Raw genomic sequence first — 13,410 nt, forward strand, 5'->3', positions numbered from 1 at the left:
TCAATCTTTCTGTTTTCTGTGATTTTCACCCACTTAATCTTTATATTTGGGGCATTAATCGGATGAATGGATGAGAATATACCTTTTACTGCTGTTTGTACTTATGGTAACGAGAACGCAAGCTACCAACGTTATTTTTGACCGGATAACAATGGATAGCGGGCTTTCTTCTTCCTCGGTGACCTCTATTTTGAAGGATCGTACCGGGTATGTCTGGGTCGGGACGACTGAAGGCTTGAACCGCTACGATGGATATACGTTTAAAGTATTCTTGCCCGTACCGGATTGTCCGGAAAGTATACAAAGCAGTTCTATCGATAAATTATTCGAGGATTCAGATGGAGGTATCTGGATCTTTTTTTCCTCGGGTGGGATTAGCCGTTATGACAGAGGTTCGGATACATTTTTGAATTTCACGAAAGAATGGCTTCGACAACAGTTACGTGTGTATGGTAGTCCTACTTGTTTCTCGGCCTCCGTTCCGGGACATATCTTTATAGGTACGGAGAACGGGATGTTGGAGTATGATGCTAAAGAGAAGAAATTGGTACGCCTTTCGCCGGCGGGTTCGGTAGTCTCGTCGTCTCCTGTGAATTGTTTGTATTCGGCGCCGGATCATTCGTTTTGGGTAGGGACTTTAGCTGGTTTTAGTTTGTATGACAAAGAAACAAACCACTTTCAAGATTATACGATACGGACAAATGACCGGGAGGATATCAATGCCGGCAATTTGAATGGCGTTAACGCGATCTATATCGACCGGTTTGATTATATGTGGTTAGGTACGGGACGTGAAGGGGCTTTTCGTTCGCTTGATATGGGAGAGCGAGAGATCTTCCAATCTGTCGGTCGTGAGGATACTCGGGTATATCAATTCTTGGAGACCGGTGATGGTGATTTCTGGATCGGACATAATAAGGGGGTAAGCTTGATTAGCCGGATGAACCGGCTTGCCTTGCGATGTGAGCATTTCTTTGACCGGCCGGAGGATCTGGAACCTACGGGAGAATGCCAAGTGCGATCCATCTTCGAGAGTAAGGACGGAACGGTCTGGTTTGATGATAGCCGTTTCAATCAAGGTCTTTTTTATTATTCTCCGAAGGAGAGGAAAATGGGACAGTTGAGGAACGTGCCGGAAGACGCACATTCTATCAGCAGTAACCAGATTACCTGTTTGTTTCTGGATGACTCGGATCATCTGTGGGCGGGGCATTCCACGTATGGGGTGAGCCATGCGGATTTAACACCTTCCTTGTTTCGATATACCTTGGGATACACGGAAAAAGAGAATCTGTCTTCTCTTCATATCCTAGCCGTTTATGAGGATTCGGACCTGAATCTTTGGGTTGCGACCTCTAGGGGATTAGATCGGATTAACCATAAGACTTCCCGGGTAGATATGCGTTTTACCTTCTCACCCCGAAAAAGTCCGTCCTCTTTATCCGGAAAGATTATAGGTTCTATCCGTGAGGATTCGGAGCGGAACCTATGGATCAGTTATCAAGACGCCAACCCGGACCGGTTGAATCTGGATGATTTCCGAATCTGCCCTTTTATACCGGATTACCAAGTCTCTTATGATTATCCGATCAACTCGTTGTCGGAGTTATGTAATTTATGCGTGAGCGAAGAGTCTTGGTTTTGGGGAGGAGCGGATGAGGGGCGGCTTCGGGTGTGGGATACGAAGACGAGAGCGCTTATCACGTATCGATATATACCGGGTGAGATGAATCCCCTTGCGTCGAATCATATTCATTGTCTGTTTGTGGACTCTTCCGGTTATTTGTGGATCGGTACGAATGCGGGGTTGGATCAATACGACAAGCGAACCGGGCGATTTGATCATTTCACGGTACAGGATGGCTTATCGGGAAATATCGTACGAGGAATCCGTGAAGGTGAGCCGGGCATCCTGTTTGTCAGCACGAATAAAGGGCTGAGTCGCTTGGATATACAAAACCGGCATATCGTTAATTATACGACGGCGAACGGTTTATTATCGAATGAGTTTATGGGTGGTGCTTGCTGTAAGCGCAAATCGGGTGAACTTGTATTTGGCAGTAATGAGGGGATCGTTTCTTTTGATCCCGTTCAGTTAACGGACGGTTTGAGAAAAATACCTGAGTCTTTGCGAATCACGAACCTCACGATCGGAGACTCACGTGAGAAGCAAGGTTTACAGGTGGGTTTTATCGCATTCGATTATTCTCATCCCCGTAGTATCCGATACCGGTATCGTCTGGATGGATATGATACGGATTGGCGGGAGGTGGACGCCAGCGATCGTACGGCTATATATAACCGCCTACCACCGGGGAACTATGTGTTTCGGGTGGAAACTTCCGGCAATGGTTCCTATTGGAGCGCTCCCATTACCGAACCTGTCAGGATCTTTCCTCCTTGGTGGCGGACGTGGTGGTTTATTTTGCTGGTATTCGTGGTTGTATGCGTACTGTTGTATATCGCCTATAAGAGCCGGGTGCGCTGGTATCAGCTTCGCCAAGCCGAGTTGGAGCGTAAGATACAAGAACGTACACGGCTGTTGAAACAGGCCAAGCAAGAACTGGAGGAAAAAGATGCGTTGAAAACTCGTTTCTTTATGAATGTCTCTCATGAGCTTCGTACCCCGCTGACGATAATCAAGGGATTGACGGAGGATCTGGAACGGCATTCCGGTTCAGAAGAATCTTGTGGAGATAAAGAAACTTTGCGTACGATCTCCCGGAATACCAATCGCTTGATTCGGCATGTCAATGAATTACTGGATTTATCGGTATTGACCCGGGGAGTTCCTTCCCCGCATATTGTTTGTGCGGATCTCAGTCGATTCTTAAAGGAGATTTCGGAAACCTTTATTCCTTTGGCCGATTCCTATAAAATTGCGTTTACGTATTCGATTGCCCCGGATATCTCAATCGCTTATTTTGACAAGAATATCCTAGAGCAGGTTCTATATAATTTACTGTCGAACGCATTTAAGTATACGCCGGATGGTGGTTCGGTAAGCTTTTCCGCTTTATTGGAGCAAAGCTCATCCGATGCGGTCATGACTTTACGAATTACGGATAGTGGAATCGGCATTCCCCCCGAATCGTTACCGTATATTTTTGATCAATATTATAAGGGGGAATCGATAGCGTTTCGCCGCTCGGAGAGTTCGGGGATCGGCCTTGCGTACACAAAAGAGCTATTGGAGTTACATAAGGCAACCATTCAATGTGAGAGTGAATTGGGGAAAGGTTCTGTTTTTACGGTTGCCTTGCCTATATCGGAAGAGGCTTATCCTGAGGAGTGGTTGGAGTATTCGGAACCTAAAATGGAAGAGGCATCTTTGCGGGAATCAGTTCCATTGGAAGGAACAAACCCGGTCCCGGAGAATCTACGACAAACGCTTTTGTTTGTAGAGGATAATGAGGATCTATGTCGTTATTTGATGAATGCTTTTCAAACGAATTACCGGGTCGTGATAGCGAAAAACGGAAAGGTCGGTTTGGAGAAAGCCTTGGAGATCCTACCGGACGTGATTGTCTCGGATGTAATGATGCCGGTCATGAATGGGATTGAATGTTGTGAGGCTTTGAAAACGGATGAACGGACGGCCCATATACCGGTTATCCTATTGACTGCTTTAGCGGAAGAACGTCAACAATTGGAAGGGTATGGAGCCGGAGCGGATGATTATCTGCCTAAACCGTTCAGTCTTGCTGTCTTAAAAGCGAAGATCAAGAATCTGCTCAAACGTAGTGAGCAACTAAAGTTATATTTCAGGGATCGGTTCGACTTGCGTACTCCAGAGCAAACCATCGCCGATCCGGATAAGGAATTTGTTTCGAAAGTGACAAAGGTCGTTCTGGCTCATTTGCAGGACCCGGAGTTTGATGTAGAGCTTTTCTGTTCCGAGATGGCGATGAGCCGTGCCAGCTTATTTCGGAAATTAAAGTCTACTACCGGTTGCTCCGCTTCCTCATTCACCCGTAATATACGTATAAAGCGTGCCGCCGAGTTATTGGGGCAGCACGCTTATTCGATCGGGGAGGTAGCTGCTCAGGTCGGCTTCTCCGATCCGAACTATTTTACCCGTTGCTTTAAAGAAATTTACGGGATCACTCCGAGTGAGTTTATTCAGACTTCACCGAGTTCACAGGATTCTCATTCGCCGCTTGCCAGTTCCGGAAAGTAACGGTACCGATCGTAACCGAGAGAATGATTAGGAAAGCTACGATGAAGACCCAAAGATGGAGTGGTGTTTTATAAGCGAAATTCTCTAGCCACTGTTGTGTTCCCATCCATGCTATTGGGATCGAGATGATGAAGCAAACGGAGACGATCCGGATATAAGTCTTGTTGAACATCAAAAGAATCTGTCCGGTAGTCGCTCCGTTGATCTTGCGGATGCCGATCTCTTTCCGGCGGTATTGCGTCTCAAATAGCACGAGTCCGAATACACCTACGATAGAGATCAAGATCGCCATTATTCCGAATAGGGAGATGAGTTTACCCAGTGTTTGTTCTTTCTGATATAAATTGTTTAAGATGGTGTTGTAGAAAGAGATCTCGAAAGGGAAAGTCGGATCGATCTCTTTCAATGTTTCCCGGACGTGGGCGACAGCTTCCTGTAAATTCGTTTTCGAATTGAAGCGGATATAGGATACCAATTTAGGATTGGGTATATCGTTATTCAATGCGAATACGAAAGGCGAGCTTGCGATCCGGCAAGAGTTAAACCGAAAATCCTTGCTGACTCCTAGAACCGTACGATCATTGAAACGATCTCCGGGATGTAAGTGGAAATCCCGCTCTGCCGCCGGATTGATGATATAATCACTTTGTGCCTTGTTTAAATCCTCCCGTGTAAAATCCCTTCCTTCCTCTACTTGGATATCCATGACGGAAAGGAAATTCTCGGAGGCATAGAATACCTTGAAGAATACATCCTTATCTTCATGACGGGCATATTCGAGATCGATCATGTCATCTTCTTTCGATAATTCGTAGACGGAGAAGGCCACATCCTCTATTCCCGGATAATCTTTAAGTTTCTGGATATATTGGGGCTTATGCTTGGCGTAGATCTCCGGTGTCAGGTTCACGATGGCTACTTGGTCTTTATTGAATCCTAGTTGCTCGCTAGAGGTCATGAAATGGTTCTGAAGTCCCATGAATAAGGTGACAATAATCAAGGCGATCGATACCGTATATTGGAAACCGATCAGGGCGACACGTACTTTTTTCCCTTTGGGACTAAGACCGAAAGAGCCCTTTAGTACCAAGGCCGGCGCATAGGAGGTACTTCGTATAGCTGGATAAAGTCCCGCCAAGCAACCCGTCAAGATAGCGATCAGTGCTGTGAGAAGGATCAGGCCTTTGTATTGACTAAGACGTATATCCGCATCTACCCAATTAGCGATCGGTGTGTAAGACAAATCGTTTACGATGAATAAGGCGAGAATGTAGGATATCAAGCAGATCACGATCGATTCAATCAGTGAGATGGCTCGTAACTTATAGATGGAGCATCCTAATACCCGGTGCGTATTGATCGTTTTCAATCGTAGGGGAATCAACGAGGTTGTGAGATTGGTAAAATTGATTCCGGCGATGAATAAGATGAGGAAAGCGATACCCAGTAACACATAATTTGTCTCCCGGTGACCTTTCGGATTAAAGTCGAAAGTTGTATCATGCGTGTAATAAACTTCCTTTAAGGGGGTTAGACGTAATGCGATCTCTTGCGCTGAACCCATTTGGCTTTTAGCGAAATCGAAAGTCTTGTTGAAATGATCCAATACCTCCTCTTTATTTAGGGGATCGTCTAGCGTGACGTATATTTCGTTGGCATACATTTGCCAAGAACTTTTTAATAGATCCAGTTGGTCCATCGGGACGTAAATACGGTTTTGTACTGTAGTATTTCCCGGGAAATCCTTATAGACACCCCCAATAGTAAGTATCGTGGTACTTACAGGTTGCCAGCCACTACTGCCGGACATCCGGATACGTTTACCGATAGCGGATTGTTTGTCGAACAGCCTTTTGGCGACACTCTCCGGAATGAGTACGGAACCGGGAATGGATAGGCATTCGACGGAACCTTCTTTCATGTGGAAATCAAAGACATCTGAGATATTGGGTAGACAAAGCTGGAAGTTTTCCTTGAAGACTTTCGCTTCTCCTTGATCGTCTACCTCGTCGATTTGGCAATACCGTTCTCCTCCGTAGAATGGATAACGGTAGGAGTAATCCGTGATATGAGCGGATGAGTTAACAAAAGCATCGCTAAACATTAGGCAATGGATGGCGTTATGCTCGAATTCTCCGTGATTTGCCTCTAGCCGGAAGGTTCGGCCCGATTTACTGTGCATGGCATCGTAATTCATCTCGTAATCCACCTGCATTACTATCAGGAGGAAGGCGGCGAAAGCGATTGTCAAGCCGAAGAGGTTTAACACGACGGCGGTCTTAAACCGCTTGAATAGATAAAGTAAGTTTCGAATCATTAGTTTCATTGTAACAGGTTTTAAATATATTCATTTTTTAGAAAAGAGGCAAATAATGTGCCATCGATGTAACGTTCTGCTAATCATAAGATAATAGAAAAATGCTTAGAAACGATTGTGTGTGCCTTCGCACGGTGCACGTTCGCTTTCGCACGTTATTTGATTTTAATTCGTAAGTTCGCGGATGTTTTACATATAGAAAGATAATTCGGAAATATCAGCATGGAAACTTCAAATAAACTCTGTTATTGGTTCCTTTTTTATAAAGACCAACTGTTGCTTCAGAAAGAGAATGATACGTATACCATCCCTTATGGCGAGAATCCCCCAGTTCCGGTTTCTCATACGCTGGAGGTTGATTACCGGGATGGACTTCCCGCGCGTACGGCAGAATTGGATACTCCGGTGGAGGGGAATGACCGTTACGTACATATGGGGTTGCGTGCCTCTTGGGATTATATCTCGAGAGCGTGTTACGAGAAGGCGGGTAAGGCTTTTCAATTGCTTTATTGGGATAGCCATAGCCGTTTCTGCCCGGTATGTGGTACTCCTACCGTACAGACTACGTCGATCATGAAGCAATGTCCTTCTTGCAAACATGAGATTTATCCGACAATCTCAGCAGCGATGATCGTCTTGATCCGTAAGGAGGATTCGATTCTTTTGGTACATGCCCGTAATTTCCGGGGAACTTTCCATGGATTAGTGGCCGGATTCTTAGAAGTTGGCGAGACCTTGGAAGAGTGTGTGCGTCGGGAGGTCCGTGAGGAAACGGGTTTAGAGGTCGATAATATCACTTATTTCGGAAACCAACCCTGGCCTTATCCGAGTGGCTTGATGGTAGGCTTTGTAGCGGATTATGTAAGTGGGGAAATTAAGTTGCAGGATGAGGAACTAAGTTCTGGTGCCTTCTATACCAAAGATAACCTACCGGAGATCCCCCGTAAGTTGAGCTTGGCCCGTAAGCTAATCGATTGGTGGTTGGATCATCAATGAGGAGTCCTTTTTTGCGGCCTCTGCCTGTTGTCTTTCGAATTTCTTCCTTTTAGAGATGACATCCGGGGTAGGGAGGTTGCCGTAGTTTTGCCAAGTTCCGTTGCGTTTTGCGTTGCGTTTATGGACATATGTTTTCCGGCTGGTCATCCTTCCTAAATCGAAGGTAGCTAGTGAGGTACGACCACTGGACGGAGTCCTTTTCAATTCATCTAAGATAGATTGATAGACAGGCAGTATCTTTTTATACGGTGGATTATGTCGCCAGAATACCGATGGCGGTAAATCCTTCAATGCTACTTTTCGGTGTGTCGTATCGTCTTGTTGGATATATTCTGAGAAATCTTTGGTGATAGGGATATTGCTGGGAGCGGCCAGTTGAGGTTTCCCCATCGGTTTTCCCGGTTCCGGGTTGAGGAAAGAACCGCTTTGGATTGCTTTTTGGAATTCAGGGTTCAATTTGATGGAATCTTTGCCTGCTAATACATCCTTTAGCCAGATCGAATCTTGCTCAGTCCATTGCGCATAGCCTAAGTGTATATTTATACAGACGAAAAATCCAATCAATAGTGGTCTCATGAATGCCTGAATTGTTAATTGTGTTCAAAGATAGTCTTCCTTCTTTCTCCTCGTTTTTTCTTTCGCTTAAATAGTCTTACCGTTTACTTAATCTTAACCCTCTTTGCGGACTATTAATTTAACAGTTCATCTGTGCACGATAATCGTTCGATTACGCACGCTTCTTCCATTGATTTAATACCTACCTTTGAGGCATCACAAACTAGTTCAGCGCTTATGAAAAAGGGAAAACTATTAATTATAGATGATAATGAGGACATCCTTTTTGCCCTTAACTTATTACTGGAGCCCTATATGGAACAAATAAGAGTGGCTACGCAACCGGAGCGCATCGATCATTTCATGCGGACTTTTATCCCGGATATTATCTTGTTGGATATGAACTTCAAACGGGATGCTATTAGTGGTCAGGAGGGTTTCTATTGGCTGGAGAAGATAAAGAAGATAGACCCGGACGTGGTGGTTCTTTTTATGACTGCCTATTCGGATACGGATAAGGCCGTGCGGGCGATTAAGGCAGGAGCTACCGACTTTATCCCGAAACCTTGGGAAAAGGAGAAATTACTCGCTACACTCTCTTCAGCATTGGAACTTCGGGAGAGTAGGGCGGAAGTGCGAAATTTAAAGAAACAAGTTGAGATTCTTAGTTCACCCGAGGATGCTGGCTTCGAGATCATCGGTGAAAGCGAACCGATGCAGGCTATTTTCGCTACGGTCGATAAATTAAAGAATACGGATGCCAATATATTAATCTTGGGGGAGAATGGAACCGGTAAAGATTTAGTTGCCCGCGCCTTATATCATCAATCTCCGCGTTCGGGGAATCTTTTCGTCGGGATCGATGTGGGCTCTATTCCGGAACAACTTTTCGAGAGTGAATTATTCGGCTATGAGAAAGGGGCTTTTACGGATGCCCGTAAGGAAAAGCCGGGACGAATGGAGGTAGCTTCCGGTGGTACCTTGTTCTTGGATGAGATCGGGAACTTAAGCCTTTCCATGCAAGCGAAACTGTTGACCGCTTTGGAAAAACGACAGATAACCCGCTTGGGAGCAACGCAACCCATACCGATTGATATCCGGTTGATCTGCGCAACGAACGTGAATATCCATCATCTTGTGGCAGAAGGTACTTTCCGGCAAGATCTTTTATATCGTATTAATACGATCGAGTTACATATTCCTCCCTTGAGGGAACGAGGAAATGACGTGATCTTATTGGCTGAACATTTCTTGTCGAAGTATGCCCGTAAATATAAGAAAGACTTGAAGGGCATTAACAGGGATGGGAAGAATAAGCTACATAATTATGCTTGGCCCGGTAATGTACGTGAACTGCAACATGCGATTGAACGGGCGGTTATCTTGTCTGAAAGTAATTGGCTAAGGCCGGAAGACTTTATTCTGCGTTCTGTCCCGCTTAGGGATAAGGAACCATCCGATGAGTTAAATTTGACGGTATTGGAGAAAGAAGCGATCGAACGTGCCTTACGTCGTGCCGAGGGGAATATCACTCGTGCCGCCGAGCTTCTAGGGATTACCCGCTTTACCTTGTATCGTAAATTGGAGAAATTTGGCTTATGATACGTTACTTGTTGTTCGCTCGTATTTTGGGGATCGTGGTCTTGTCTTTTACTGCCTCATTCTTAATGCTGAAAGGGTTTTTGTTTATTCCTGCGCTGTTCGGATTTTGTATTCTTGCGCTTTCGGTTTTCTTATATAAGGATCAGCAAAAGACTGTTAAGCGGATGGAATACCTGATAGAGAGTATTCATTACGGGGATCTGAGCCTGTTTTATCCTTCCGATTCAATGACGGAAGACGAAAAGGCTTTGGCCTCTTCTATGAACGCTGCCTTGGAAGCTTTACGGAGTCGATTGTATAATTCGGTGGTCGCTGAGGCGGAAACCGAGGCATGGCAGAAACTTATCCGGGTATTGACGCATGAGATCATGAACTCGATCGCTCCGGTAATCTCTTTATCAGAGACGGTAGCCGAGCGTGCGACGATAAATGGCATGAATGAGAGAGACTACGCTATCATGGTACAAGCCATGCAAACGATCCACCGGAGAAGTAAGGGGCTATTGGATTTTGTCGAGAATTATCGGCAATTAACCCGTCTGCCTTTACCTACTTTACGAAACTTCTCGGTTTCGGCTCTCTTTGACGATATCCGGCTTCTATTTCCGGAGAAGTCCGACATCCTCTTCTTTCGTGTAAAACCGGAAGATTTAAATTTATATGCGGATCGGATCATGGTGGAACAAGTATTAATTAATCTATTGAAAAATGCGATAGAGGCTTGTGAAGAGTCCTTATCTCCTCAAATAGTCGTGGAGGCTGTCCAAAAAGCCGGCATGGTTATTATTTCGGTGATTGATAATGGTAGCGGAATTGTTCCCGAGGCGATCGACAAGGTCTTCGTGCCTTTCTTCACGACTAAATCTAAAGGTTCCGGTATCGGATTAAGTCTTTGCCGGCAGATCATGAACCGTCATGGAGGAAGTATTAGTCTCGACTCTCAAGTAGAGAAGGGTTCCTCTTTCGTCTTGCGTTTTCCGATTGTTACCAAACGGATTCTATAAATAAGTATTAATACATGCGATTAGCTTATCCGGCTTGATCGGTTTAGCGATGTAAGAGGAGAATCCACTTTGTTTTACCCGTTCCTCATCCTCCGCGAAAGCGAAAGCCGTTACGGCGATGATAGGGATGGACTGGTTCTTTTCCCGAATTACCCGTGTAGCCTCATAGCCGTCTACGATCGGCATTTTTAGGTCCATTAGGATTAAGTCCGGTTGATATTTATTGAATAAATCGATCGCTTGTTCCCCGTTCCATGCGTGTATAAGGTTATAATCTTTCAACATGGCTTGGAATAAAGTATAGTTGCTTTCGTTATCTTCCGCTATTAATAGGGTTGCAGATTTGGATGACTGGCTCTTCTGTACATTCTCGGTCTTTGGTTTCTCATGCGGGACTTCCTGCATCTCTAGTATCGAATAGGGCAACGTAAACCAGAATGTAGAACCTTTCCCTTGCTCTGATTCCACCCCTATATCTCCACCCAGACGCTTGATAATCATCTGGCAAATCGATAATCCCAGCCCCGTTCCTTGCACAAAGCTATTTAACTTAACGAAACGGGTGAAAACTTGACCGATCTTATCCTTGGCGATACCGCATCCCGTATCTTTTACATAGAAATACAACTCATCATCTCTATGGCGGTAGCCAAACAGGATGCTACCTTGAGTCGTGAACTTGATGGCATTGTTGATAAAGTTCGTAATGACTTGGGAGACTCGGTTACGGTCGGTGCGTAAGATACAATTCGGGATCTTCTCGACAAAGCATACCTGCACACCATCTTGCGCCTTCAAACGGGAAGACTGCTCGATATCGGAGAATAGTTGATTGACATCTACGTCTGAATCCACGAATTCTAGCGTACCCGCCTCTATCTTGGCCAGATCGAGAATATCATTGATCAATTGCAATAGCAGGTCGTTGTTGCTATTAATGATATTGATATATTCCTCTTTATCCTCCATTTTCTCGGTTACGGCCAATAATCCGGAGAAACCGACGATCGCGTTCAATGGCGTTCGAATCTCATGACTCATATTCGCCAAGAACGCGGATTTCAAACGATCGGACTCTTCCGCTTTCTCTTTCGCTTTCCTCAGTTCGTTCTCCGCCTGTTTTTGTTTTGTCACGTCTTCTTTCTTGAAAATAACCCCGATAAGGTTGTCGTGCTCGTCTAATACAGGGTTCGCCAAAATATGAAGATACTTTCCATCGCCGAACTCATTCGTGATATCGACCTGCTTTTTGGTTTCCATGGCCTTTGCGACCGTGCAACGGGTACAATAAGGCTTTACTCCGTTCTTGACCAAGAAGCAATTAGCCGGACCGAATTCAGGGATACAGTCATGGAACTCTACCTCGTTTCTCCATTTTACGGTATAATCCGGCTTGATGAAATAGATAGAAGCTTGGATATTATTCATGATTAGTATATTATCCTTCTGTAGATCCAATAACTTATCTTTCAGTTTATTGGTTCGGATAAAGAAGATTAATATCATTATCAGGAAAATAAACAATACGGTGATTACGCTTAGCAAGATCTCGAACCTGTATTTGGAGAATAGGCTCGGGTCCTCGTTGATAATAGTAGCGTCGTGGGGCAATGACAATCTGCTGATATCAAAAGCCTTGATCTTTGAAGCGTCGAACATATATCCATTGGGAATGATTTGTGGATGGATATCTTTAGGGGCGATTTTCTTCTCCAATATACTTAAAGCCTCTTTCGCTAAATCGGAACCTATAGGCCTGTATTTGGGACTGAAACCTCCGATGGCCCAGTGCCCTATGCCGACGGATGCCAATGTGAATGTCGGGATTCTGGGATTGGCGGTCATCATGGTATACGTGGCATTTCCAACATAATACCCGTCGTTCACGTCTACACGCCATGTACCAATCAATATCACGGTCTGATCCGGCAGGTTCTTGATTTGCTCAACGATGGTGTAGATATTATTCTTTCTTCCATCCAGTAATATCAAGTTCAGATCCTTGATATTTTCCATTTCCTTTTTTACCAAGGTCTGCATAGCTAAACCACCGTAGGTATTATCGGTGATTAATGCTATATTTTGAGTTTGGGGATATAACTTACGTATTAACCGGATATTTTCTTTTACGTCATAAGAATACAAGAACCCGCCAAGGTGTAAACCTTTATCTACGTACTCTTGGATATCGATGTATTTCGGTTCCCATTCGGCGACATTTAAATCCGAGTCGGGTAATAAGATCGCATTCTTACTGATCATACCGCATAAAACCGGTATATCAGGCTTGTATTCTTGGGAGATATAAGAAGCCCATGCCTCTTGACCTAAGATTATGATAAGCTGAGGAGTGTTATTTTCCTTATATTTATCCAATATACCTCTCATCTTACCGTCCCATAAGGGGGCTTCCGGGAGGCTCTTACAGTTCATGTTCTCGATAACCACCGGCGAGATACCACCTCCCCGCTTATATTCCTCCATAAACTCGGAAATATTGGCGGTCGTATTACGTGTATCGGGATTGTAGGAGCTAATGATTAAAATAGGGCCTGCATTATCTGTAGCGTATAAGTGGAAAGAAAAGACCAGACTTAACACGATAAAGAGTACGAATCGTATGTAGTATTTTAATAATGTCATTCTTTACCTACCTATTCATGTGCTTATTTGCGATTAAAGTACTATTTTTTGTTCATACAGTCCACAAAAATAGAAAAGATTTATGATTAATTGCTGAAATTCAAAATAAAAAG

General features: G+C 44.5%; 7 protein-coding genes. 4 read left to right on the forward strand and 3 right to left on the reverse strand.

Annotated features, from left to right (window positions below):
* Nucleotides 1–70: 70 nt before the first annotated feature.
* On the forward strand, nucleotides 71–4,180 hold the full coding sequence (locus tag DWX33_RS08540; RefSeq protein ID WP_122380202.1) for a hybrid sensor histidine kinase/response regulator transcription factor: 4,110 nt from the start codon (nucleotides 71–73) through the stop codon (nucleotides 4,178–4,180).
* Here DWX33_RS08540 and DWX33_RS08545 read toward each other — a convergent pair.
* Nucleotides 4,119–6,506 (reverse strand): ABC transporter permease, encoded by a 2,388-nt coding sequence (locus DWX33_RS08545; protein ID WP_122380203.1) that lies wholly within the window; start codon nucleotides 6,504–6,506, stop codon nucleotides 4,119–4,121. The genes DWX33_RS08540 and DWX33_RS08545 overlap by 62 nt on opposite strands.
* Nucleotides 6,507–6,719: 213 nt before the next feature.
* Here DWX33_RS08545 and nudC point away from each other — a divergent pair, with 213 nt between their 5' ends.
* Nucleotides 6,720–7,493, forward strand: a complete 774-nt coding sequence (gene nudC, locus DWX33_RS08550; RefSeq protein WP_009016882.1) for an NAD(+) diphosphatase — start codon at nucleotides 6,720–6,722, stop codon at nucleotides 7,491–7,493.
* On the opposite strand, the gene DWX33_RS08555 is transcribed toward nudC, so the two are convergent.
* Nucleotides 7,464–8,069, reverse strand: a complete 606-nt coding sequence (locus tag DWX33_RS08555) for a DUF4858 domain-containing protein (RefSeq protein ID WP_008772812.1) — start codon at nucleotides 8,067–8,069, stop codon at nucleotides 7,464–7,466. The genes nudC and DWX33_RS08555 overlap by 30 nt on opposite strands.
* A 216-nt stretch (nucleotides 8,070–8,285) precedes the next feature.
* Here DWX33_RS08555 and DWX33_RS08560 point away from each other — a divergent pair, with 216 nt between their 5' ends.
* A complete protein-coding gene (locus DWX33_RS08560) occupies nucleotides 8,286–9,650 on the forward strand; it encodes a sigma-54 dependent transcriptional regulator (RefSeq protein WP_009275379.1) in 1,365 nt (454 codons plus the stop codon).
* A complete protein-coding gene (locus tag DWX33_RS08565) occupies nucleotides 9,647–10,654 on the forward strand; it encodes a PAS domain-containing sensor histidine kinase (protein WP_008779195.1) in 1,008 nt (335 codons plus the stop codon). Before DWX33_RS08560 ends, DWX33_RS08565 begins: the two co-directional genes overlap by 4 nt.
* Here the strand turns inward: DWX33_RS08565 and DWX33_RS08570 are convergent.
* Nucleotides 10,649–13,297, reverse strand: coding sequence for an ATP-binding protein (locus DWX33_RS08570; RefSeq protein ID WP_048927133.1), 2,649 nt, complete (start codon nucleotides 13,295–13,297; stop codon nucleotides 10,649–10,651). The two genes, DWX33_RS08565 and DWX33_RS08570, sit on opposite strands and share 6 nt — an antisense overlap.
* Between the last annotated feature and the right edge of the window lie 113 nt (nucleotides 13,298–13,410).

Origin of the sequence: Parabacteroides sp. AF19-14, assembly GCF_003635485.1 — a bacterium.
Lineage (GTDB): Bacteria > Bacteroidota > Bacteroidia > Bacteroidales > Tannerellaceae > Parabacteroides > Parabacteroides distasonis.

What these genes read in the sequence shown, in the direction of transcription:
- DWX33_RS08570 (WP_048927133.1), bottom strand. Translation starts at nt 13,297, where the DNA reads ATGACATTATTAAAATACTACATACGATTCGTACTCTTTATCGTGTTA.
- DWX33_RS08555 (WP_008772812.1), bottom strand. Translation starts at nt 8,069, where the DNA reads ATGAGACCACTATTGATTGGATTTTTCGTCTGTATAAATATACACTTA.
- nudC (WP_009016882.1), top strand. Translation starts at nt 6,720, where the DNA reads ATGGAAACTTCAAATAAACTCTGTTATTGGTTCCTTTTTTATAAAGAC.
- DWX33_RS08560 (WP_009275379.1), top strand. Translation starts at nt 8,286, where the DNA reads ATGAAAAAGGGAAAACTATTAATTATAGATGATAATGAGGACATCCTT.
- DWX33_RS08565 (WP_008779195.1), top strand. Translation starts at nt 9,647, where the DNA reads ATGATACGTTACTTGTTGTTCGCTCGTATTTTGGGGATCGTGGTCTTG.
- DWX33_RS08540 (WP_122380202.1), top strand. Translation starts at nt 71, where the DNA reads ATGAGAATATACCTTTTACTGCTGTTTGTACTTATGGTAACGAGAACG.
- DWX33_RS08545 (WP_122380203.1), bottom strand. Translation starts at nt 6,506, where the DNA reads ATGAAACTAATGATTCGAAACTTACTTTATCTATTCAAGCGGTTTAAG.